Raw genomic sequence first — 21,571 nt, forward strand, 5'->3', positions numbered from 1 at the left:
TGGTTCTTCGCAGATAACCGTGAAAAAGTAGGAGACGGCGGTAAAACCGGTTAGTTTTGAGTTCGCCAAAACAACAAAGCCAATCGACTCACCGCCGTCACTATGCATGCTAATCCTCTTGCCCTGTTCTGGGAAGGATTCACGATTGACTCCTATGCCCAGATTGCTCCTCAGTCCCTGCTGATCCGACTGCATCCTGCGGATGATTACCAACCATGTTGCAGTGGTTGCCATCAGCACTGCCTTGCCATCCATGACACGACTATTCGCCGGGTGAGGGAGCGTGACCTGTTCCAGTACCGCGTCTGGCTGGAGGTTCCTGTGCGGCGTGTTCGCTGTGCGACCTGTGGCCCCAAGTTGGAAGAGATTCGATGGCTGGCCGGTCGACAGCGCCTGACAGCCGGCATGGTCAACTGGGTCGAATCCCTGGTCCGCTTGATGCCGGTGCAGCATGTGGCTCAACTGTTGGGGTTGCATTGGCATACGGTCAAAGCCATTGATCAACATCGGCTTGCCCGTGAGGTTACCGAACCAGACCGCAGCCAGATACATCGCCTGATCATGGACGAATTTGCCCTGTTCAAGGGCCACCGTTACGCCACCGTTGTGATCAATGCCGACACTCAGCAGGTTCTATGGGTTGGTGAAGGTAATAGCCGACAGGCTATACGGCCCTTCTTTGAATGGCTGGGGCCGGAAGCTTGCGCCCAGGTCGAAGCGGTCGCCATGGACATGAACACGGCTATGGACCTGGAAGTCCAGCACCACTGCGTACAGGCCCGTGTTGTTTACGACCTGTTCCATGTCGTGGCCAAGTTCGGTCGGGAAGTGATCGACCGTGTCAGGGTTGATCAGGCGAACCAGCTACGTCATGACAGACCGGCGCGCAAGGTGGTTAAACGAAGTCGCTGGTTGCTGTTGAGGAACCGAGGCAACCTCAAGGCCGAACAGGCTGTGAAGCTGGAAGAGTTGCTACAAGCCAACCAGCCCTTGATGACCGTTTACCTGCTGAAAGACCAACTCAAAGAACTGTGGTATGCCCCGTCTGAAGCCGAGGCCAGACGGCGCTGGAACGAATGGTTGGAGTTGGCCATGAGCAGTGGGCTGGCGCCCGTGCAGCAGTTTGCTCGGCGCCTTAAAGGCTACGTAGAGGGGATCGTTGCCAGTGCGACCTACCGCCTGAACACCAGCGTCCTGGAAGGCATGAACAACAAGATCAAGGTGATCAAGAGGATGGCGTATGGCTACCGGGATAACGGCTACTTCTTCTTAAAGATAAAAGCAGCGTTTCCCGGTAAAGCGCGATGAACCTTTTTTTATGCTCAAATTACATTGCCGTCCTTGGCAGAGGGTTTGATTATATGGTCTTGTATTTTGGAGAGAAAGATGGAATCCAGTCATTAACTCCATTCTCTTCCGCTTCCTTCTTGAATGTCTCGTTTTTGTTCTCAATGCTCTTAGCAAGCCTTTTCTCGTCGACCGTTACAAGCAGCTGAACAGTTTCAGGCGATGCGTTGTAATCAAAGTCATTTCTGAGCGTTAGGAATCCAGTGTATTTATCAGAAATTTTAGTGATATTACACTTCTGCTTCTTGTCATCGATATGCACTCGCTTAACAAGATCAGAAACGTTGTAATATCTGTCTCGACCATTTTCCTCGACTACAAGATCGTAGCCCATTTCGCGCATGATATTTTTGATTACAACAGTTTTGTACTTAGCAGTTACGTTAGTTCCAAATTCATCGAAGAACAGCTTCAGAAGCTCAAGACCAGTCATAGTAGCTTCATCATTGATCGCAACCGGCTCAATCAATCTATCGTAAGCAGCTTCAGCGGTTTCTGTTGTTACCCGAGACTCAAAGAAGTTCGCAAGGTTTATTCCAGCATCTTCAAGAAGCTTCAGGACTCTGCTTTTGGCAATCTGCATTCTTGAAGCAAGCTCCTCTTTACCAGAAAGCATTTTGCGAACACGTACAACCTTATCAATATTCATAGCAAAGATTTCGTCGTAAGCCTCTTCTGTGAGCTTAGACAGCCCAAGAACACCCATTCCAGAAATCGTTCGTCCTGCGACTTCTTGCTCAAAAGTTCTTTCTTCCGTAGAGCCAAGGTCAACACCTTCTTTATTCGCTTTTTCGAGGGCTTCAGAAGTTTCAAAAGCTACAACTTTCTGAACCTGGGCATTCTTTTTTCGCCCAGCTTTTGAAGCTTTCTGTCCATCCGAAGCAGCTTTCTCATTAGCTACAGGACGCTCGATCTTAAAGCCCATCTGCTGTGCAGCGATGACAAGAGTCTGCTCGAAGTTTAAGAACTGCTTGTTTTTTGCAGTCGCATAGTCTGCCAGGAATTTTCCGTGCTCATCTTCGTAAAGCTTAATCGCTTCAGAAACCGGGTTTTCGGAGTCCTTAATCATTGAGCAAATGAAAGAAACTGGGTCAGTGATGCGGGTGCTGGAACGACCGCCACGGAAAGCCAGGTTAATTGTGTTGGCTGCCCTGAATCTTCTCGCAGCTTGAAGACCGGCTGTCGGTGTAATGGTTCTGCCCGCAAGCAAGGTAACCTGATCGTAGTCGCTTGAAGTGATCGATGTGCCAGCGTTAATGACCGGAGAAATCAGAGCCGCATCACACTCCGTGAGTATCTTATCCAAGTCTGACAGACTGTTTCCTGACTTCTCAAAGTACTCCGCGTTGAGCTTAAGAACAGTCTTCTCCGTTTCGTGTGATAGAGCTTCAGCTACGTCAGAAAAGGCTTTCGCATTGTAATCCATAAAGACAGCTGTTTTCTTTCCGGAGATTAATCGCTCACGAGTGACACCGATAGTTTCGTCTTTTGCCGCAAGCTTGATCGTCGGCATTTCAGAATCTCTGGTCTTATAGATCTTTGCCTTTCCGCCTGCCATTTTGCAGATCTTCTCAAGCGTCATGTTTGTGATCATAGCTTCAGCGACTACGACTTTGTCAGCACCCTTTAGAAGCTCCTCAAGAGCACTCATAACGTCGATTCTATGCTGATACTCAGTTCCAACTGTTCCGGTGGCAATGTGCGAAAAAAGGTCTTCAACTTCATCTATGAATACAACCCGGCACTTCTTTCTGTCTTCGATGTATTTATCGCTCACAAGTGAATTGATGACGCTTACAACGCCTTTTCGCTTGCTGTGAGTTGAGGACTGATAGTGATCAGAATGAGTGTCCGGAAAGAAGTTAGATGCAATTGAACGCTTCCCGGTCACAAGGATTGGGTGATCGCCAGCTTCAGCAGCTTGGTTGTACATTGGACGCATAGCTTCAGATTTGCCACCAGCCATTGGGCCGCCGTAGACAATAACCTTCTCGGAAATGTCACTTAGGTTTTTATAGATGGCATTGTATTTTTCCACAAAATTGAAAGTCCAAGTGCTGGAGTGAGAAAGTCTAATGGCTGCTTCACGAGCTGAGATCTTTTCTTTGATCTTATCCACGCTCACTTTTTCAGATAGCTTCTCTATATCTTCTTCAAAAAATGTAAGCTGCCACTTGTCAGTAACGATTTTCACAATCTCTGACTCAGCGTATTCTTTGTCAGACTGCTCTTTTGCATAGCTCAATCGAACAAGCGCTCTTTCCAGGATGTCATCAATCTCTGAAAAATCTACAGATGATTTATCTGACAAAGTCACTTTGACTCTATTCTTTGCCGCAGCATCAACAGCCTTGAAATCGTTATATGTAGCTTCAGAAACAAGCTCGAATGAAATTTCTTCTCTAGTTATCGCTACACTTTTCTTTAGTCTTGATATTTCTTCTGAATAGTCAGATGCAATAGTTAATTTTTCCATTGTTGTACCTAAATTTAATTATTTATTCGACTCACATTTATTACTATAGCAAATTATATTTATTTTCACAATACTAATTTTGGAAATTATTGAAAGTTTTTCTTACCACCTAAACGTGGCAGACATAGCACCACCCTGGGCTATGTTTTGAGCGAAGCGAAAAAGACCCATAAAAGTCCTTAAAATCCCTGCTAGCCCTTGGGAGAGTATGTGTACAGATTTTTCTCGGAAATTATTTATTCACTAATATATAGAATTTAATTTCTCAAAAATATTTGTACATCTCTTTTTGACATGATTTGGTCTACTCCCTTCGGTCGTAAAGATCCCAGGTCTTTGGCGTGGGTAGGCTACAAGTATATCATTTACTTTGCCTGCGAGTCTCTCCGCGTGTTATAATATAACAATAAGATATCCAAGGACTTTTATATGTACGCAGGCATAGACCCAGGCACATCAGGAGCAATCGCTGTCTTAGATAAAGACGGTCAGCTCTTGCGTGTCTTAGATATGCCAAGCGCAAAAATTGATAAGAGTCACTACATAAAGGCAGAGCCTTTCATTAATGCTTTAAAAGACTGCGAGCATGCGTGCATTGAACTTGTCGGAAGTCGGGGCGGCAACTCTGCGAATTCGATGTTTTCTTTCGGAGCTGGCTTTGGATCTGCTTTAACTCTTCTATATATGTGCGATCTAAAGCCAATTATGCCCCTACCACAAGAGTGGCAAAAACATTTCGGACTTGGGTCAATTAAATTCCCCAAGGGCACTTCTCAATCTAAAAGAGACAAAGCGAAGAAGCAGCAGATCGCAGAGAAATGTCTGGAGCTATACCCTGACGCAAACCTCTACGGCCCTCGTGGTGGCTTTAAAGATGGACGCTCTGACGCAATCCTAATCGCTCGATATCTTTACGACCTTAATACAATATCATCTAATAAAGAGGCTGCGTGAAATGGCTACAAGAAAAACGGCAGCAAAGAAAAAGCCAGCTCAGAAGAAAACGAACCCTGTAGGACGTCCAACTAAGTACGAGCCTCGTTTCGCTCAAATGCTCATTGACCATTTCGATGTTGAGCCTGGCTTTTACTCAGACGTCCAGCAGAGAGATGGTACTACTAAAAAAGTCTATAAGGCGAACGTCTTCCCGACCATTGCAGGATTCTGTCGAAAAATCGGCATCACTAAAAAGACCCTGCACAACTGGGCACACGAAACCAAGGAAGATGGGAGCCTTTTGAGGCCTGAATTTTTACACGCTTATGAGATGGCTAAAGAAACCCAAGAGGAAATGCTAACAACAAACGGCCTCATGGGTAGCTATCAAGGGAATTTCGCTGCGCTGGTCGCAAAAAACCTCCTCGACTGGCGAGACAAGAGCAGCTCAGAAATATCTGGCCCAGGCGGCACCCCAATCCAGCAATCAACCAAACTCGACCTCAGCCCCGAAGCCGCCGCCGCCATCTCCAAGTCCCTCGAAGACAAGTTCTAAGAGGGATCCATCGTGGCCGAAAGTCAGATCCAAGACCCAAGAGTCAAAGCCGTTCTCAAACATAAACTAGAGACGGACTTCCTCTTCTTCGTGCGCTATTTCTTTAAGCAGCTGACCGGCCAAAAGTTCATCGTCTCTGATCATCACCGCATCATCGAAGACCACATCTACCGAGTAACCGCTGCCGAAATCCTACGACTGATCGTCAACATCCCGCCCCGCTACGGCAAGACCGAGATGCTGGTCATCATGCTTATAGCGTGGTCGATAGCAAAGAACCCTCGCGCAAAATTCATCCATCTCTCATACAGCGACGAGCTAGCTTTCGACAACTCCAGCCGGATAAAAGAGCTAATCCTCAGCGATGCCTTTCAAGAGATCTGGCCCCACATACGGCTCAAAGACGACGCGAAGTCCAAAAAGAAGTGGTACACGACCCAAGGCGGCGGCGTCTATGCCACATCAAGCGGAGGTGCGGTCACGGGCTTTGGTGCAGGCTCTACAGCTTCTGAAGCTCAAGAAGACATCTCACAAGAGCAGCTAGAAGAACTCGAAGCCCTGGGCATCGACACGTCTTTTTTGGACGCAAAAGGCGAAGACCTCGACCCGAACCTTTTTTACGGCGCAATCATTGTCGATGACCCTCTGAAGCCAGGTGATGCAGAGTCTCCAACCATCCGCAAGACCATTAACAAGCGGATGTCGAACACGATTGCCAGCCGTGTTAACTCTCGAAAGACCCCGATCATCGTTGTCATGCAGAGGCTCCATGAGGAAGACACGACCGGCTTTTTGCTTGATGGGGGAACCGGGGACAAGTGGACACATCTCAAGCTGGCTGCACTGACAGAAGATCCGGAGACCGGTGAGAAGAAAGCCCTCTGGCCCTTCAAGCACACTGTAGAAGAGTTAGAAGCGCAAAGAGATGCGGACCCATACGTCTTTTCGGGTCAGATGCAGCAAGAGCCTACACCCGCCTCGGGGGGAGTTGTCAGCATTGATTGGTTTGGTCGCTATGGGGAACAGCCAGTCGATTTCGAACAGATCGTTTTCAGCTGCGACACGGCTTTCAAGCCAAAGGAAATCAACGACCCGTCTGTCATCAGTGTCTTTGGGAAGTATTCGAAGCGTTGGTATTTACTTGAGGTTTGGAGACGACGTGCGGGCTATCCCGAGCTTAAGCGAACACTGATCAATCTCGCAGAGGTCTGGTCTCCACATGCAATTCTTATCGAAGACAAAGCCAGCGGTCAGAGCTTGATCCAGGATGCAAGAGAAGAAGGCCTACCGGTAATAGCAATCGAGCCGGAAGCAAACAAAATCATCCGAATGAGCAACCAGAGCCCGCTCGTTGAAGCTGGTCTTGTGATGCTCCCTGAGAAAGCTCATTGGCTCTACGACTTTGAGCAAGAAGTCATACACTTTCCGAAGAGCAAGCATGACGACCAAGTCGATACCCTTTCACAGCTTCTCAAATGGCAGCGCACACAATCTCTCGCAGTTGTGCTCGATTACGACGACATTGATCTCAAAGATTTAGAAGAAGAACTCGAAGACTTTTACTGATACTATCTTCTATATATAGAAGAAGGAGCTTATATAGATGAAAGAAGATATTGCCTTAAAAGTCTTTGATCGTATATGCGAAGCTTGGACACTTGATGAAGAAGAGCGAGAAAAGCTGGCTGGATCCCCGCCAAGCCTTGAGCGCATATCTTATGTCTTCGGTATCTACAAAGCACTTCGCACCATCTTTCCGACAGAGCGCCAAGCGGCTGACTGGATAAGAAAGAAGAATTGGGTGTTTGATGGAAAGACGGCTTTGGAAGCTATGATCGATGAGCCAGCTGTCGTGCGAAGATACCTCGACGCACAGCTTCTCTAACACCATTTCCCTTGTTTTCCCTTTTTTGTTTACCGGTAAACAGTGGCCCGTTTTTGCGTATATGCTTTTGATATGTATATAGAAAATACTCTCTCGATTTTTAACCAAAAATACCCTGATTGGCGAAAATCTTTGTAAAATTTTGTAAATGTTTTGTAATGATTTTCGAGACCTACATCGTCTGCAATATCTGAATTTCAAAAAAGCCCGAAAGTATGCGGAATTTCTAACCCAATATTTGACGGCATTTACTTTTCCATCTATATAATTATTTTTGTTTATTTGATTGCAAAATGTGATACTACTGATATAATAGTATGTATAGAGTTAATAAAAACTCTTTTAACAAAAAACAAATAAGAGGAATTGAAAATGGCTCAGTATAAAATAAATCATATTTGCGAAAGAGATCAGCGTCGTGCAGAGCGTGAGGCTTTAAGAGAAGAACGTCGCAAAGAGTATGAGGCGGCTAATGGCACAATGGAAAAGCCTGAGTCTGACAAAATTGCCGATCTGGTTTCAGAGATCAAAAAAAGCGTTGAAGAGGCTAAGGGTGGCTGTGCAACTCATGAAGAGCTTCTCTATGTCATTGGTGCCTGGGCACCTGAGCTTGGCCAGTCAGTCGCTAATCAGTGCTTGGAACACATTTTTCTGTACGGCACAAGTGAGCTTAAGCCAAAAGGACTTTTCTGAGCATCAGGGGATCCGGCCCCACTTACAATTACATATAAAGAGGAAGGCATGATGGAAACAAAAAAAGATTTACTCGACATGACCCAAGAAGAATTTAAAGAACTCACAAAAGAAGAGGTACTAGAGTATCTTCGAGAGATTAAAGAAGATCAGCAGCGCATACACGACGAGATCATGCAGCTAAAAAAAGAAGAAGAAGAGAGTCGGAAAATCAAGGCTGAGAATGAGCGCATCAGAGAGAAAAATCGGCTCAAGATCGAGGCTGCTCGCAAGCGTGCTGAGTCTTCTCTATCAACCTAAATCATATTGCATATAAATCAAAGAAGAGGAAAATTGAAGATGAAAAATTACACTGACGAAGAATTGCGAGCGATGTCATCAGAGCAGTTAGACCAGCTCTTGGAAGAAGTTGATAGCGAAATCGAGATGTTACAGAGAGAAATCGAAGGACACTCACTGCACTGATGAAAAACGCGAATTTTCAGAAATTCCAGCCACTCATCAAGCAGGTCATCAAGAGCATGCAGTCGCAGAGATGCAGCATGCTCGATGATAACGACATGACACAGATCGCTCTGATAACTCTTGGCGGTATCGATGACCTGGACTCTGCGTCCCCCGCTTTTGTCTTCAATACGATAAGGAACCGGATCATCGACGAGAAGCGGCGGTTGGACTGGAGGCCGAGGCAGGTGCGGCAGGCGGCTTATGAGCTTTTAAATACTGAGTCAGAGCTGTCCAAAAAGCTTGGCAGAGATCCGAGTGATTCTGAAATTTCTGAAGCTTTGGGAGTATCAGTCGAAGACGTCAGAGAGATGCGTCTCGATACTCAACCGCTCACAAGCTTTGAAGACATGGAATGGAGCAACTCTCTGACCAGTGGCGGTGGGTATGAAGATATCGAGGTCCTGGATCTTTTCAAGAGCCTTCCGGAACGGAATAGGAAGGTCATGGAGATGTGCTACTCGCAAGGTATGAAGCTTCGGGAAATTGCTGGGGTCTTGGGTTGCACTGAGGCAAGAATTTCGCAGCTACACAAACAATCGATACAGAAACTAGCCGCTCATTTCTAATTCCATTTATTTACTCTGTTTGTTTATATATGCTATAATGTTATAACATAGAATATTTTTATAAGCGGACAGGGTAATGAGCGAAATCCTCGGAGAGTATCGACAAGGCGACGACTGGAGCATCTTGCTCACTTTCAAAATTGACGGCGTTGCACAAGACATAATAGACCACGTCTTCACTTTCACGCTTGTCGAAGATTGGGACGAACCCCCTGTCCTGCAAGTCGTCCATACCGTACCCGAATTCCACGGCATCGAAGGCATCTGTCTCATCAAAATCCCGCACGAGCTAACCGCACAAGTAGAGGCTGGGAAGTATTACTGGGACATCCAGCAGACCACGCCATCCGGTCAGATCAACACCGTTTTACCCCAGCCTGAGCAGTACAAAGACCGCTTTGTCGTCCGCCCTGACGCTACTGACAACGATTGAATTGGAGCCAAATAAAAATGAAACAAACCGTTATAGAAGTAGGGAAAACTCTTGTCATAGAAGGTCAGAAAGGCGACCAGGGCGTGTCTGTTTCCACTATTGAGATTGATGCAAATGGCGAGCTGATTGTAAGCCTGTCTGATGGGTCTTCGGTTAATCCTGGCAAGGTGGTTGGGCCGGTGGGTCCGCAAGGTATTCAGGGTCCACAGGGCGATGTAGGGCCGAAGGGTGAACAGGGTTTACAAGGCATTCAAGGTGAGACTGGCCCTCAAGGCCCGATTGGCTTAACTGGCCCCGAAGGCCCTCAAGGCCCGCAAGGTTTAAAAGGCGACCAAGGCGACGTAGGCCCAGTTGGTCCCGCTGGCCCTCAGGGTGAGCAAGGTATCCAAGGTCCAGTTGGCCCCGAAGGGCCTCAGGGTCCGGTGGGTGCTGATGGTCTAAAGATCACATCAAGTACTGTCACTCCGGAAGGTCGTCTTGTCGTCACTTATAGCGACAGCACTTCAGAAGACTTGGGATATGTCCTCGGCCCTGAAGGGCCTCAAGGGCCAGCTGGTGTGGACGGTGCTGATGGTGCTGATGGCTTTACGATCACATCGACAGAAGTCACCACGGCTGGCGAGCTTGTCATCACTTACTCAGATGGATCCACGGTCAATGCTGGCTCAGTCGTTGGCCCAGCGGGTCCGCAAGGTCCGGAAGGCCCTGCCGGTGCGGACGGTGCTCAAGGCCCTGCCGGTCCTCAAGGTGAACAAGGTATCCAAGGCCCTGCTGGTGCAGATGGATCGCCAGGTGCTGATGGTGTGTCTGTAACCGCTGCTGAGATCACAGAAGACGGCGAATTGATCCTGACTCTATCCGACGCTTCTACCATCAATGCAGGAATTTTAGAAGCCTCTGGCGGGGGTGTTCCGGTCGGCACTGTTGCGTTGTTTACAAAGAGCCCAGGTGCTGACTGGCTGCTTTGTGACGGGTCTTTTTATGATCCTTTAGCTTATCCAGATTTGGCGGCTTCAGGGCTTGCAGCGGATCAGGTAAACCCCGGCTCTTCGCAGTTTGATGACCTTACTTTTCAAAGCTATCTAAATAATAGTGCTCTTTCCGGCACAGCCCAAGGATTTCTGCAAGAATTCAGTGACGAGTATTACGCATACATGGGCAACGACTACAACGGAGTCCTGCTCCACAAATCTGACCATTCTCAAAGCAAAAATTTCACGTTGTCAGATGGCTCTACGTACTCCGATAAAGTCAAGTTTGTTCAGAGCGGCGATCCTTCTTATGTCTATGTCGTATATCGCGCAGATTACTCTGGAAATCAGAAGCTTGGCAAGGTCTCTACGACTGTCCCTGTCGGCTCTGATGTGGTGCTCTCGGTCTATGACATCGTCGATACCGGGCTGACATTCTCGAACTTCCCGGAAGCTGCAATCTATGAAGATGAGTTTGTCATCTACCACCCAAATTATTCTCGTGCGACCTCTTCGGATTTTACGGCTTTTACAAACCACGGATCTTCGGCTTTCACGTCGTCGATCACAAACGGCCTTTTTGTTTGCGGATCCCGTCTGATACTAAATGCGCAATCTGGACTTCAGGTTTTTGAGTCTCTCGCAGATTTCAAAAATGACGTCTACACAGTGCTCCCCGTCTCTGTCGATAACTACCTCTATCCAAGTCAGCTTTCTTATAGCGCTAGCAAAGACAAGCTGGGCATCGTGCAGGACACAGTAAAAACACTGACGATTTGGAATGCATCAGACGACACATATCTCGAAAGTGATCCGATGGTCGATGCAACCGGATATGACGCAAAGCCCTATGCTGTCACAGCTGTAGCAGACGGCTTTATCGTGCTGACCTACAACTCAAACTCATCGACTCGCACAAATCTTTTCTTTGTCTCTGCTGACTTGGGCACCGCCACGCTGGTCTCATCTCTGTCGGACGATTCCGGATATTCTAGCTGGTCTTCTTATCAAGTAATGGGATACGACAACAATATACAGATGCTGCACTGCTACATGACCTACGGCGATCACGCTGCGCACTACTCGGTCTCACTGATCCAAGAGTTCCTAAACGTGCTGCCAAGCGGCGTGGCTAACGGCGACATGCACCCGTACATCAAAGCGCAATAATGGAGAATAAAAAATGTATGCAATAGTCAATAAGTTTGGGGTTGTCGTTGGGTTGGCAACAAAAAATCTAGGAAAGTCGGGCTTTGACTATATCAAAGTGACTGACGAGCAGATTATCAAAGCGATTATGGACAAGAAGCCGGTCAGATATATTGACGCCTCTCTTCAAGCCGTGGAGCCTTTTAGGTCAAAGACATGGGAGCAGATTCGAGCAGAGCGTGAAAAGAAGTTCGCTGAGGCTGATGCAGCACTCTTCAAAGCAGAAGATGCAGAGATCATAGACCCTACCCTGGATCTTTCAGACCAAAAAAAGTCAATTGCTCAATACAGGCAGGCACTTCGTGACATTCCGGAAACTTTCCAGAGCCCCGACGACGTGGTCTTCCCTGATCCTCCATTTAATAATTAGAATTCCATTTAATATATCTATTTGTTATAATAAGATATCGATATAAAGGATTTTTACATGAGCGAAGTAGTCATAGAAAGCGGCCCAGCAATTGTTATCGAGGGTCAGAAAGGCGACAAAGGTGATCAAGGCCCCAAGGGTGACCAAGGGCCAAAAGGCGAGCGAGGTGCGGCAGGTGGATCGATTGTTGGCCAGGTGTCTTACTTTGCCCAGCACCCCGGCTCTGACTACTTGTCATGCGACGGCTCTCAGATCGACGAGACCGCATACCCTGAGCTGATCGAAAGTGGCCTTCATGCGTTCGGCTACAGCTACGCTCTCGACTCTGTGTCAGTGCTTTCAGATACAATCGCACCAGTCGATGTAGGCAATCAAAATTCGATGTGCGAGTTAGACGATTGCTGGGTTTCGGTTGGAAACAATTCTCGTGCCGTGCTCTTTTATAGCGAAGATGGGGTGATGAAGTCATCTCACATCACTGGTCTCCCCGACTACTCTTCTCAGTACTGTTTCGTGAAAGGCCCGTGCTGCTCATCTAACTACGACATTCTTATCTACCGCTACACATACAGCGGAAGCGAGGCGGTGAAGATTTCGAAGTTTCAGAAGATTAAGGACTTTGCGAACCCAGAAATTACGCTTTATGACACAGTGACAATTGATGATATCAGCCCCGCTTTCGCTACGACGTTGATCAAAGCGGAGTGGTACAAAGACTATCTTGTCATACTCGTGTCTGACTCAAGCAGATCTCGATTTTATGTGACGACTGACCTTTTTCACTTCAGGTATGCAAGCACTATCTCAGGCTACGGCATGAACCTAAGAAAGGTTGGCGATTATCTTTTAACCTGGGGTGATGGCTTTGTTCGTGTCGCTCAAGATGCGGATGATGTTTTTTCCGGCTTTGGCACTTACTTTAGCGGTCTGACACCACCAAATTACACGCTCTACTGCTACTCATACGCTGACATAAAAGATGATGTGCTCGCAGTTGTCGGTCTATCAAACGGGCTCGATCTCGTAGATATAAAGACCCGAGCGGCTATAGCGAATAATGTGAAAGGTACGATGTCGGGCAATCAGCGTTCACTAGTAGCTGTAGAGGACAAATTCTTGGTGTTGGATCAGGGCATTATCTATCAGACGCAAGACGGCTCATCACTGACTCAGCTTTTCGATCTCACGACTATCAAAGCGGAATACGGCAGCATGAACTACTCGCACGCAGTCTATAACGCTGAAAAATCAGAGCTTATCGTATGGTACTACAACATCGAACGTGCGGTGCTTTTGTACGTGCAGAAGACAGTAACAGGCGCTCTTAAGCTCACGCCGAAAATGCCTGACGTCGGAAATGCAAAGCCTTATATCCGCGCAAAGTAACTATAGCATCTAAAAATAAAGAGACAGCAAAATGACAGACGAATTAGAAAAAAGGAACATGGCAAGCTCAGTCGATACGCACTTTTCCATGATGCCGCGTGCCAAGTGGTCGGACTTCACTGTGCTCAAGAGCGTACGAGAAGGCATGCACGCATCGGGCTGGGTCTATATCGCTGTCTCGAAAATTGCTGGGGCTGTGGCTACGCCTCCTTTGGTTGTCTACAACAAAGATGGCCAGGCGATTTGGGATCACCCTATCTCTAAGCTTTTAGATAATCCGCACGAGGAGCTGAGCCGGTCTGAAATCATGAAGTTAATGGCCGCTTGGTTGCAGCTCGGTGGGTCTGCTTATCTGCAAAAAGTTAGAACTGGTAGTCAGAATCGCTCTGGTGACATGAAGTGGCTGTGGCCGATCTCACCTGACCGCATCGCGCCAGTGGGATCAAAGAGCCATCAGGGCCTAATCGAAAATTACGAGATCTACTCAAACGGCTCACGAAAGACTAGCTCTGAGTTTACTCCCGAGTCGGTAATTCGCATCTGCATGCAGGATCCGGCTGATCCACTCCGTGGCCTCTCCCCTCTTCGTGCTGCGGCTAAGGCTGTGGATCTGGACGTGGAGCAAGCGAACTGGAACAAATCCCTAATGCAAAACCGGGGCAACCCTGACATCGCTATCAGCGTGAAAGGACAGCTCGACGATCAGCAAAAGAAGTCAATTTTAAAGTCGATTATCAGCAAGTTCAGAGGCTCTAAAAATGCGGGGTTGCCGTTGGTCTTTGGACAAGAAGCAAGCATCACAAAGCTTGGATTGACTCAAGTTGAGATGGACTTTCTGAACTCTCGGAAGTGGAACCGGGACGAGATCCTGGGGATTTTCGGAGTACCCCCGCAGATCGCTGGCTCTGTTGATTCCAGTTCCTACAACAACGTCAGCGAAGCAAAGCGGATGTTTTGGCAAGACACAGTACTGCCCTGCCTTAACCTGATCACTGATGCGCTCAATAACGCTCTGCGAGATGAATTGAGAAATGGCGAATACATCGGCGCAGACCTCTCGGGTGTCGAAGCTCTAAGAGAAAGCCAAGACAGCAAGATCGAGAGAGCGAACAAGTTCTGGGAAATGGGCGTCCCAATGAGCGTTATCAACGAAAGACTTGAATTGGGCCTAAAGGAATATCCAGGGTGGGATGTGCCTTTCGGTGGGTCAAAAATTCTCTTCAAAGACGGCAAGCCCGCTGAGGAGTCAAGATCCTCAAAAAAGCCCCAGATTTCGCCTGAAATTGAAAGGCGACGACAGGAATTCAGGCAAGACTGGACGCTATCAAACCTGGCCCTGCGCGGAGCGGACCAAGATCAAGTCAAAGAAGAAGAAGACCGCAGAGAAAAATACGCATCCGAAAAAGTAGCGCCATTGTGGGATAAATTGTTCACAAAACAGCTCGATTACTTACTCAGCGATGACAGCGCTCTCTCGTCGATTTCAGAAGATGATGTGAGGGAAAACCTTCAGAAATTATCTGAGAGCCATATTTCGATCATCTCGACTGCCCTCGGCATGTGCGGAGCGGAAGCCGGTGAGCAGGTCGTGATGTCGAAGCGCTCTCAGTCTATGCAGCTCAGAAATGATCCTTTCATCTTTGAGCAGATCCTTTCGAAGCTGGAAGAAGAGCAGATCATTCTGGGCGAGCTGGCTTTTATCAATGCCACGACCACCGCCTTGATCATGCAGGAAGTCCAGGTAAGTCGTGAGAATCGAGAGACTGTGCAGCAGCTCAAAGACAGACTCAGCAAAAATCACGCTTTTGGTCCCCAGCGGTCTTTAGCAATCGCTCGCACCCTGACAGGCACTGCATCAAGCATGGGACAGCAAGTAGCAGCAGAAGAAGCGGGCGCAAGGTTCAAAATTTGGATGACCTCAGGCGGTGCGAGAGATGCTCACAACGCAAGGTCAGGAGAGCGTGTCGGTATTGATGAGCGCTTCTCAAATCAGCTAGGCGGGTCTCCAAGGTATCCATGTGACCAGCAGACAACCGTCGCAGATCGTGTGAATTGTAGATGCTCAATGCGTTTCGAGTGAGCTTGTTAAGCGTCACAGGTAAACAGTAAATAACTATTGCATTTAATTTGTTTTTACTTGTTTATATGTTATAATGTTATAAACGAGTAGATGTTTAAGACTCAAACGAATAAAGGATATGAGAATGTCGCCAGATAAAAGATACACGGGCTTTATAGAAACACGCGCAGAGAGCGACGGCGAAGGCATCTTTAGCGGCTATGTAGTCACATGGAATACCACTGACTCACACAACACGGCATTTCAGCGTGGGGCTTTTAAGAAGACCATATCCGAGCGTGCAGGCAAGATCAAATTGCTTTGGAACCACAAGTTCGAAGATATGCCGATTGGCAAAATCCTTGAGCTTAGAGAAGACGACAAAGGCCTTTACTTCCGCGCTCAGCTAGCTCTGGGAATTGAAAGGGCACGCGATGCTTTCGAACTCATGAAGATCGGCGAACTCAATATGATGTCGTTTGGTTTCAAAATTATCAAAGACGCTGGCTTCAAAAATGGCGTCAGACAAATTACGGAAGTACAGCTTATGGAAATTTCACCAGTCAACTTTGCCTCTGGTCCGGAAGCAGATATAGATCCCAACAGCGTCAGGGCTACTGACTTTAAAAAGACAATTGATGAGAACGATTTGAGGACAGGTGGTCGTCGGATCCTTTCCGCTTTTGACGAAACAGTATGGGATATCTGGTGGGACTCTGAGTCCACCGATGAATTAATGAGAAATATGGATCAAGCCTGGGGCGATGCTCACAACGCTTACATGGTATGGCTTGATCAGTTAATAGAATCCGAGCCGGAGTTGCGCGGTAATCCTGAAGCTAACGAGCTTGCCACTGCTTTCGAGAAAGTGATGGAAGGTCGATCAGCTTTGGATTTCGCTGCTGACTCCACTCTGACACGTGCCCAGGTCGAAGACTTAAGGCGTGGAAAAATGATCGATGAAGCCGCTGCTCAAGCACTTCCAGATCAAGTTCGTGGAGCGCATGACGCTCTAAAAGCCCAAACCGCAGAAGACCTGATCGAACAAATTTCGGGACTATCTGTAGAACTGCGAAGCAAGGTACTCGACGCTTTTGTAAAACCGGCTCCTGAGTCTCAGAAAGACGAGCCTGAGTTCGATGAAGCGATCATGGCCGAGCTGCGCAACACCCTTAATCAATTCAAAACTCGCTAATTTACTTTAGCATTTAATCTCATAAGGTGAATATCATGAACGAAGAACTGAAAGCAATGCTTGAGCAGCTTAAAGAGCTTCAAACCGAAGTACGCGCTAATCAAGAAGCTGGTGAGAAGGTTGAAACCCTGACTGCTCAAATCGACGAACTGCGTGGACAGATCGACACTATCTCTGCTGCTGCTAACCGTCCGACTGTCGGCGGTGAAGTTGTTGACGCTGAGGTTCAAAAGCGCTCTGAGCTGTTCGAAAGTTACGCACGGAAAGGGATCGTTGAAGAGCTGAGAACTCTGGACGGAAGCACTGACGCAGACGGCGCTGTTTTTATGCCTGAGCAACTGGCTGCACGCATTAAGACCAACGCCGCTCAGATGAACGAGATCCGGAAGTATGCCTCGGTTAACCGCACTGGCAACAGCTCTGTATTGGTGCCAACCCTGAGCCGTCCGAAGTCTAGCTACGGGACAGTTGCTCCGACTCCTGAAGAGCTGGCCTCCGGTTTCACTCGATTGGAAGTGCACGACTGTAAGTCTTTGGTTGTCATTCCTGAAAACTCACTGTCTGACTCTCAGTACGATCTCGAAGCCAAGCTGGAAGAGCTGTTCTCTGAGTCTCTGTCCGAGGAAGAAGGCCGAGCCTTTATCGTTGGGACTGGAATTGGTGAGCCTTTGGGTATCGTGTCTGCTGACACCAAGGCCAATGCCGTTACTTCTCTGGCTTCTGGCTCTTTGGGTGCTGATGACCAGGCTGTTGAAGACCTGATCAATAAGGCTCTCTACAAGCTGAAGAAGAAGTACCGCAGAAACGCAAAGATCATGTGTAACAGCAACACCGAAGCGACTCTGTCAAAAGTTCGTGACGGCAACGGTAATAAGCTGCTGACCAAAGAAGGTGGCGTGAGCTACTTCAACGGCATCGAGATCGTTACTGCTGAAGACATGGACGACATCGCTTCTGGCAAGTTCCCGATTGTTGTTGGTGATCTGCGTCAGTTCGAAGTTTACGACCGCTCCGACATGACCGTTAAGCGTCTGACCGGTGGTGAGTACGACACTTCCAGCACTGTTGGTTTCCTTCTTAAGGCCCGTCACGCAGCTGGTGTGACCATGACCGAAGCTTTCGTGCCTGTGAAGATCAAGGCCTAAGGCTAAACACTGAGGGGCTGGGAGTTCCTGGCCCCTTTCAAGTCATCTTTCTTTTGGAGGCAAAGCCATGAGAGGCGGATTTAAAGTTAATTTTGATGTGGCTGAGGCAATTGCCATCGGCTCACAAACTGACGCTGTAGTCAGCTCAGAAGCAATCAATACACACAACCAACGGGGCGTCACTTTCCTCGTGAATGTCGGAACTCTAGGCACCTCTGTCGATGTTGCTGTTGAGTATAGCGACGACGGAGTGACCTGGACTGAAGATGCTGACCGAGCTGTTGCTGCGGTTGCCGGTCTCAATGAGATCAACATCAACGGTGTTCAGCATTCGTTTTACCGTGTAACTGTTACCAACGCAGGCACCTCCATATACGGAGCTTCTGCAATCGTCGGCCCTCACAGAATGGTCGCAGTTTAAGTCAAAGTCCTGGCTGGGGTTTTTCTCCTCTTTTGTCCCCAGCTGGGCATTTAATTAATTTTCGGAGTCGTTATGGCGTTAGTGCGTTTTGAGAAAATCAGAGACCTCATAGACCTCGAAGGCCCTGTGTCTTCCGGTGGCGAGGCCACGCTTGACGACTTCCCACAACTCGCAGTCCTGCTCGACTCAGTCAAGGCCAGCATCGAGAGCTATATAGGACGCTACATCGAGCAAGACAGCTACACAGAGTCCGGCTGGATCGATAGCAACGAGATCCCACTACGTGCCCTGCCCGTCAAAAAGATCAAGTCTGTCACTGTCGACGTCTCGCCCATAGATCTAGACCAAATTCGTATTTCCCGAGCGGGCATTACCTTACCATCTATTGTTCCACGTGGAACATTTAATGACGTGTTTTTTGAGGTCAAATACCAGGGCGGTTTTGATGAGATCCCAGCTGATATAGAGCGAGCGGCACTTTTGCAAGTTTTGTACGAATACAACCGTTTGCCGCATATAGGCGCAACTTCGGTATCAAATGATGGAGGTTCGGTACAAACGCCAGAGCTTGGGCTTTTGAGAGAGGTTCGGAATTTGCTGGACAAGCACAAGAATTTTGGGATTTTGGGCGTTTAATTACTTTACCTTTTATTTGTATTCTCTTATTATGGAATAATACATATAAGGTAATATTATTAAATGGCAAAATCTAAAAACAATCAAATCAAATCCAAAGACAGAGTAAAAGATCTCGCTGAAGTCTACACAAACGAGCGTGAAGTTAATGCAATGCTCGACCTGATACCCCTCAAAACCCCCGACACAATCATCAAATACAAATACCTGGAGCCCGCCTGCGGTAATGGCAATTTCCTGATCGAAATACTCAGAAGGAAGCTAGCCAGGATTAATGAGAAATACAGCGCAGGTCCTCTAAAGACATATGAGTTTTTCATCGTCCGAATTTTGACAACCATCTACGGTATCGACATCTGCCCCGAGAACGTTTCTGAGTCAAGAGAAAGACTGACAAAGGAAATCGAGAAGCAGTTTCAGGAGGTTCGAGGTTCTGAAGTTTCTGAGGCTTTGTTGTCTGTTATCAGATACATACTCGAAAGAAACATTATTGTCGGAGATGCAATCAACGCAACCGAAAAAATGGCCGTCGTGGATTACAAAATCAAAGGTCGGGAGATTGAGCAACGCTTCTACCGCTTCTCTGATCTTTCAAAGGATAAGGCAATGCCGATGGTTGTGGTTCCGCATAAGCACTTCATGAAGCTTGCCTATTAATTGCCTTAATTAGTTTTACATCTATTTATTTTTTATATCTAATTATGTTATAATATAACAACAAATAGAACATTTAGTTATATAGGCTTCACTATGGCAAGGGATTACGACGAGTTAGAGAAAGCACGGACGCTAACAGCAGACGACATCGCGGCAGCAGTCACCAGAGCGATACAAGCTCAGAAAAATGCCGAGATGGGCGAGGATTGGGATCAAAAGCACTGCAAACACCACGAAGCTCTCGATAATCTTTTGCCGCATATCGATGACTTGGTCAGTTATATTGAAGTAGTAAAAAAGCGCGAAGAACGGCGTCAGCGGATTTATGAAAAGATAACAGGAACTATCGTTATTTCGGGGATTTTAAGCGCATTAGGCTTCATAGGGAAGCTAGTTCTCGGAAGTTCGGGTGGTTGATATGCCGAGCTACTCTGACAAATCCTCCTCAAAATTATCTACCTGTCATCCCGATTTACAGCGTATTTTTGGTTTTGTTATCAGTTTTTTTGATCATTCGATTATTGAGGGACATCGGGGTCAAGAGGCTCAGGATCGCTTTTTCGCCGAGGGGAAGTCAAAGGTCAAATTCCCAAACGGCAAGCACAACTCCTACCCGAGCATGGCTGTCGATGCTGCGCCGTGGCCTATCGACTGGAGAGACCGTGAGCGTTTCAGTTTGTTTGCCGGGGTTGTGATTGGTGTTGCTGAGTATCTGTATGCCTGCGGTGAGATTGAGCACCTGGTGCGCTGGGGTGGCGATTGGGATATGGATACAGAAGTGGTGGACAACAGCTTCGATGATTTGCCCCATTTTGAGCTATACCGACCATAATAAGGCTGGTTATTTTAAGCCCGCAGGGCGAGACCCCAAAAAGTCCTTAAAATGGTCTGTAGCCCTTGGGAGAGTAGCGGGGGCACTTTTTTGGTCGAAATTAATTTCATATATATAAAGAAAATAATTGTTTGGAAAAAAGTGCCCCCGTAAATAGATGTGTAAAAAGACGACTTGAAGAGGTCTGAAAAGATCCAGGTGATGTAATGGCAGATGTGAAGGTTATTGGGCTTAAAGATGTGATGCAGCGACTGCGAGACGCTGGGCCTAATGCTGCTCAAGCTGCAAAAGATGCCATTCGTGTCTCCATGTTCAAGATACAGGGAAAGATGTCTCAGCGAACTAAGACTGGCCCCCTCTACTCTCGAACCGGCGAGCTTTCCCGATCTTTCAATTCTCGTGTTTATGGGTCCACTCTGGACGACATCGGTGGGCGGGTCTGGACGAATAGCCCATATGCTCGGATCCACGAAACGGGCGGTGTCATAAATGCCAAAAAAGCTTACCGAAACCTGCCAGGTGGCCCATATCTCAATATACCTGCAAGCGACAATAAGACGGCTTCAGGAGTCATGCGAATGAATGCGCGAGAGGCTTTCAACGCGGGCGCTTTTATTTTACCAATTAATAGTAATAAAGCCAGATATATGATATTATTAAATAATAAGCCGATGTTTTGGTTGGTTAAGTCCGTAACAATCAAACCAAGGCTGGAATTTAAGAGCACTGCGGAAAAAGAGATACCCACTTTGCTCAGCACAATTAACGAGAATTTGGCAAAGAGTTTATGATCCCAGCGCAAACGCAGATACTAAATGAGATCCACGAGAGGCTTAAGAATATTTCAAAAGCCAACGGTTTTTCTGTTGATCTGAGAAAGCTGGAAAGAGCACGACTGACGCCCTTCACGACTGGCGAGATGCCCTGTATCAACTACTGGCCCCAGTCGGACAGCCTGTCAGAAGTATTGCCGGGTAAGCACCTGAGAGAGCTGTCGCTGATGATTGAATTTTACGATAACAGCGGGCGCAGCGATCCACTGACAGACAAGAGCGCCCTATTAGCAAACGACGCATATCAAGCATTATGGAGAGCCCCTGAGGCTCCAAGAATTGAAGACAGACCAAGCGAGAATTTAGGTGGATTAGTAGACCGCTTGGTCTTAGAAAGTATTCAGCCTGCCATAGGCGAGGGACAATCCCCCTTCTGTGGCGCTGTCATGAGCATCAACGTTCGGTATCGGATCGATCCACACACACTGAGCGTTATTGCATAGCTATTCCGATAGCAT

Annotated in this window: 24 protein-coding genes; 23 read left to right on the forward strand and 1 reads right to left on the reverse strand. The window is 47.5% G+C overall.

Annotated features, from left to right (window positions below; genetic code table 11):
• Positions 1-102 precede the first annotated feature (102 nt).
• Positions 103-1,308, forward strand: coding sequence for an ISL3 family transposase (locus BM036_RS16435; protein ID WP_091854363.1), 1,206 nt, complete (start codon positions 103-105; stop codon positions 1,306-1,308).
• Between the two features lie 49 nt (positions 1,309-1,357).
• On the opposite strand, the gene BM036_RS16440 is transcribed toward BM036_RS16435, so the two are convergent.
• A complete protein-coding gene (locus BM036_RS16440) occupies positions 1,358-3,823 on the reverse strand; it encodes a hypothetical protein (protein WP_143066632.1) in 2,466 nt (821 codons plus the stop codon).
• A gap of 429 nt (positions 3,824-4,252) precedes the next feature.
• Between BM036_RS16440 and BM036_RS16445 the strand changes: the two genes are divergently transcribed.
• From BM036_RS16445 to BM036_RS16540, 22 genes are all read left to right on the forward strand, one after another.
• Positions 4,253-4,777: a RuvC family protein gene (locus BM036_RS16445; protein ID WP_091854367.1), complete on the forward strand. Its 525-nt coding sequence runs from the start codon at positions 4,253-4,255 to the stop codon at positions 4,775-4,777.
• Between the two features lies 1 nt (position 4,778).
• Positions 4,779-5,315 (forward strand): terminase small subunit, encoded by a 537-nt coding sequence (locus tag BM036_RS16450; protein ID WP_091854369.1) that lies wholly within the window; start codon positions 4,779-4,781, stop codon positions 5,313-5,315.
• Positions 5,316-5,327: 12 nt separating this feature from the next.
• On the forward strand, positions 5,328-6,881 hold the full coding sequence (gene terL / locus BM036_RS16455) for a phage terminase large subunit (RefSeq protein ID WP_091854372.1): 1,554 nt from the start codon (positions 5,328-5,330) through the stop codon (positions 6,879-6,881).
• A 37-nt stretch (positions 6,882-6,918) separates the two neighbouring features.
• The gene (locus BM036_RS16460; RefSeq protein WP_091854374.1) at positions 6,919-7,200 is read left to right on the forward strand and encodes an MbcA/ParS/Xre antitoxin family protein; all 282 of its coding nucleotides are present in this window, start codon (positions 6,919-6,921) and stop codon (positions 7,198-7,200) included.
• Positions 7,201-7,572: 372 nt separating this feature from the next.
• Positions 7,573-7,893, forward strand: coding sequence for a hypothetical protein (locus tag BM036_RS16465; protein WP_091854375.1), 321 nt, complete (start codon positions 7,573-7,575; stop codon positions 7,891-7,893).
• Between the two features lie 48 nt (positions 7,894-7,941).
• Positions 7,942-8,193 carry a hypothetical protein gene (locus BM036_RS16470; protein ID WP_091854378.1) on the forward strand — a complete coding sequence of 84 codons (252 nt, stop codon included), beginning with the start codon at positions 7,942-7,944 and terminating at the stop codon, positions 8,191-8,193.
• 39 nt (positions 8,194-8,232) lie between these two features.
• The gene (locus BM036_RS20450; protein ID WP_281247035.1) at positions 8,233-8,358 is read left to right on the forward strand and encodes a hypothetical protein; all 126 of its coding nucleotides are present in this window, start codon (positions 8,233-8,235) and stop codon (positions 8,356-8,358) included.
• Positions 8,358-8,966 (forward strand): sigma-70 family RNA polymerase sigma factor, encoded by a 609-nt coding sequence (locus BM036_RS16475; protein WP_091854379.1) that lies wholly within the window; start codon positions 8,358-8,360, stop codon positions 8,964-8,966. Before BM036_RS20450 ends, BM036_RS16475 begins: the two co-directional genes overlap by 1 nt.
• A gap of 76 nt (positions 8,967-9,042) precedes the next feature.
• The gene (locus BM036_RS16480) at positions 9,043-9,399 is read left to right on the forward strand and encodes a hypothetical protein (RefSeq protein WP_091854381.1); all 357 of its coding nucleotides are present in this window, start codon (positions 9,043-9,045) and stop codon (positions 9,397-9,399) included.
• A gap of 17 nt (positions 9,400-9,416) precedes the next feature.
• Entirely contained in the window at positions 9,417-11,540 is a 2,124-nt protein-coding gene (locus BM036_RS16485) for a collagen-like domain-containing protein (RefSeq protein ID WP_091854383.1), read from the forward strand.
• A 13-nt stretch (positions 11,541-11,553) separates the two neighbouring features.
• A complete protein-coding gene (locus BM036_RS16490; protein ID WP_143066633.1) occupies positions 11,554-11,949 on the forward strand; it encodes a phage tail assembly chaperone in 396 nt (131 codons plus the stop codon).
• Between the two features lie 57 nt (positions 11,950-12,006).
• Positions 12,007-13,335 (forward strand): collagen-like triple helix repeat-containing protein, encoded by a 1,329-nt coding sequence (locus tag BM036_RS16495; protein WP_091854384.1) that lies wholly within the window; start codon positions 12,007-12,009, stop codon positions 13,333-13,335.
• A gap of 31 nt (positions 13,336-13,366) precedes the next feature.
• Positions 13,367-15,415 (forward strand): phage portal protein, encoded by a 2,049-nt coding sequence (locus tag BM036_RS16500; protein WP_091854386.1) that lies wholly within the window; start codon positions 13,367-13,369, stop codon positions 15,413-15,415.
• Between the two features lie 124 nt (positions 15,416-15,539).
• Positions 15,540-16,589: an HK97 family phage prohead protease gene (locus tag BM036_RS16505; protein ID WP_177186088.1), complete on the forward strand. Its 1,050-nt coding sequence runs from the start codon at positions 15,540-15,542 to the stop codon at positions 16,587-16,589.
• A gap of 35 nt (positions 16,590-16,624) precedes the next feature.
• Positions 16,625-17,734 (forward strand): phage major capsid protein, encoded by a 1,110-nt coding sequence (locus BM036_RS16510; protein WP_091854390.1) that lies wholly within the window; start codon positions 16,625-16,627, stop codon positions 17,732-17,734.
• Positions 17,735-17,801: 67 nt separating this feature from the next.
• The gene (locus BM036_RS19965) at positions 17,802-18,155 is read left to right on the forward strand and encodes a hypothetical protein (RefSeq protein ID WP_143066634.1); all 354 of its coding nucleotides are present in this window, start codon (positions 17,802-17,804) and stop codon (positions 18,153-18,155) included.
• 72 nt (positions 18,156-18,227) lie between these two features.
• Positions 18,228-18,791, forward strand: coding sequence for a hypothetical protein (locus BM036_RS16515; RefSeq protein ID WP_091854392.1), 564 nt, complete (start codon positions 18,228-18,230; stop codon positions 18,789-18,791).
• Between the two features lie 63 nt (positions 18,792-18,854).
• Positions 18,855-19,448: a hypothetical protein gene (locus BM036_RS16520; protein ID WP_091854394.1), complete on the forward strand. Its 594-nt coding sequence runs from the start codon at positions 18,855-18,857 to the stop codon at positions 19,446-19,448.
• A gap of 93 nt (positions 19,449-19,541) precedes the next feature.
• Positions 19,542-19,865, forward strand: coding sequence for a hypothetical protein (locus BM036_RS16525; protein WP_091854396.1), 324 nt, complete (start codon positions 19,542-19,544; stop codon positions 19,863-19,865).
• Positions 19,858-20,280: a M15 family metallopeptidase domain-containing protein gene (locus BM036_RS16530; RefSeq protein ID WP_245742697.1), complete on the forward strand. Its 423-nt coding sequence runs from the start codon at positions 19,858-19,860 to the stop codon at positions 20,278-20,280. The genes BM036_RS16525 and BM036_RS16530 overlap by 8 nt, the downstream gene beginning before the upstream one ends.
• 206 nt (positions 20,281-20,486) lie before the next feature.
• The gene (locus tag BM036_RS16535; protein WP_091854399.1) at positions 20,487-21,071 is read left to right on the forward strand and encodes a hypothetical protein; all 585 of its coding nucleotides are present in this window, start codon (positions 20,487-20,489) and stop codon (positions 21,069-21,071) included.
• Positions 21,068-21,556, forward strand: coding sequence for a hypothetical protein (locus BM036_RS16540; protein ID WP_091854401.1), 489 nt, complete (start codon positions 21,068-21,070; stop codon positions 21,554-21,556). The genes BM036_RS16535 and BM036_RS16540 overlap by 4 nt, the downstream gene beginning before the upstream one ends.
• Positions 21,557-21,571 lie beyond the last annotated feature (15 nt).

Origin of the sequence: Marinobacter segnicrescens (assembly GCF_900111555.1) — a bacterium.
In the GTDB taxonomy this organism is placed as follows: domain Bacteria; phylum Pseudomonadota; class Gammaproteobacteria; order Pseudomonadales; family Oleiphilaceae; genus Marinobacter; species Marinobacter segnicrescens.

Coding starts and splice junctions, on each gene's coding strand:
- BM036_RS16490 (WP_143066633.1), top strand. CDS start 11,554: ATGTATGCAATAGTCAATAAGTTTGGGGTTGTCGTTGGGTTGGCAACA.
- BM036_RS16450 (WP_091854369.1), top strand. CDS start 4,779: ATGGCTACAAGAAAAACGGCAGCAAAGAAAAAGCCAGCTCAGAAGAAA.
- BM036_RS16535 (WP_091854399.1), top strand. CDS start 20,487: ATGGCAGATGTGAAGGTTATTGGGCTTAAAGATGTGATGCAGCGACTG.
- BM036_RS16520 (WP_091854394.1), top strand. CDS start 18,855: ATGGCAAAATCTAAAAACAATCAAATCAAATCCAAAGACAGAGTAAAA.
- BM036_RS16510 (WP_091854390.1), top strand. CDS start 16,625: ATGAACGAAGAACTGAAAGCAATGCTTGAGCAGCTTAAAGAGCTTCAA.
- BM036_RS16515 (WP_091854392.1), top strand. CDS start 18,228: ATGGCGTTAGTGCGTTTTGAGAAAATCAGAGACCTCATAGACCTCGAA.
- BM036_RS16505 (WP_177186088.1), top strand. CDS start 15,540: ATGTCGCCAGATAAAAGATACACGGGCTTTATAGAAACACGCGCAGAG.
- BM036_RS16485 (WP_091854383.1), top strand. CDS start 9,417: ATGAAACAAACCGTTATAGAAGTAGGGAAAACTCTTGTCATAGAAGGT.
- BM036_RS16495 (WP_091854384.1), top strand. CDS start 12,007: ATGAGCGAAGTAGTCATAGAAAGCGGCCCAGCAATTGTTATCGAGGGT.
- BM036_RS20450 (WP_281247035.1), top strand. CDS start 8,233: ATGAAAAATTACACTGACGAAGAATTGCGAGCGATGTCATCAGAGCAG.
- BM036_RS16480 (WP_091854381.1), top strand. CDS start 9,043: ATGAGCGAAATCCTCGGAGAGTATCGACAAGGCGACGACTGGAGCATC.
- BM036_RS16460 (WP_091854374.1), top strand. CDS start 6,919: ATGAAAGAAGATATTGCCTTAAAAGTCTTTGATCGTATATGCGAAGCT.
- BM036_RS16475 (WP_091854379.1), top strand. CDS start 8,358: ATGAAAAACGCGAATTTTCAGAAATTCCAGCCACTCATCAAGCAGGTC.
- BM036_RS16500 (WP_091854386.1), top strand. CDS start 13,367: ATGACAGACGAATTAGAAAAAAGGAACATGGCAAGCTCAGTCGATACG.
- BM036_RS16435 (WP_091854363.1), top strand. CDS start 103: ATGCATGCTAATCCTCTTGCCCTGTTCTGGGAAGGATTCACGATTGAC.
- BM036_RS16525 (WP_091854396.1), top strand. CDS start 19,542: ATGGCAAGGGATTACGACGAGTTAGAGAAAGCACGGACGCTAACAGCA.
- BM036_RS19965 (WP_143066634.1), top strand. CDS start 17,802: ATGAGAGGCGGATTTAAAGTTAATTTTGATGTGGCTGAGGCAATTGCC.
- BM036_RS16440 (WP_143066632.1), bottom strand. CDS start 3,823: ATGGAAAAATTAACTATTGCATCTGACTATTCAGAAGAAATATCAAGA.
- BM036_RS16445 (WP_091854367.1), top strand. CDS start 4,253: ATGTACGCAGGCATAGACCCAGGCACATCAGGAGCAATCGCTGTCTTA.
- BM036_RS16540 (WP_091854401.1), top strand. CDS start 21,068: ATGATCCCAGCGCAAACGCAGATACTAAATGAGATCCACGAGAGGCTT.
- BM036_RS16465 (WP_091854375.1), top strand. CDS start 7,573: ATGGCTCAGTATAAAATAAATCATATTTGCGAAAGAGATCAGCGTCGT.
- BM036_RS16470 (WP_091854378.1), top strand. CDS start 7,942: ATGATGGAAACAAAAAAAGATTTACTCGACATGACCCAAGAAGAATTT.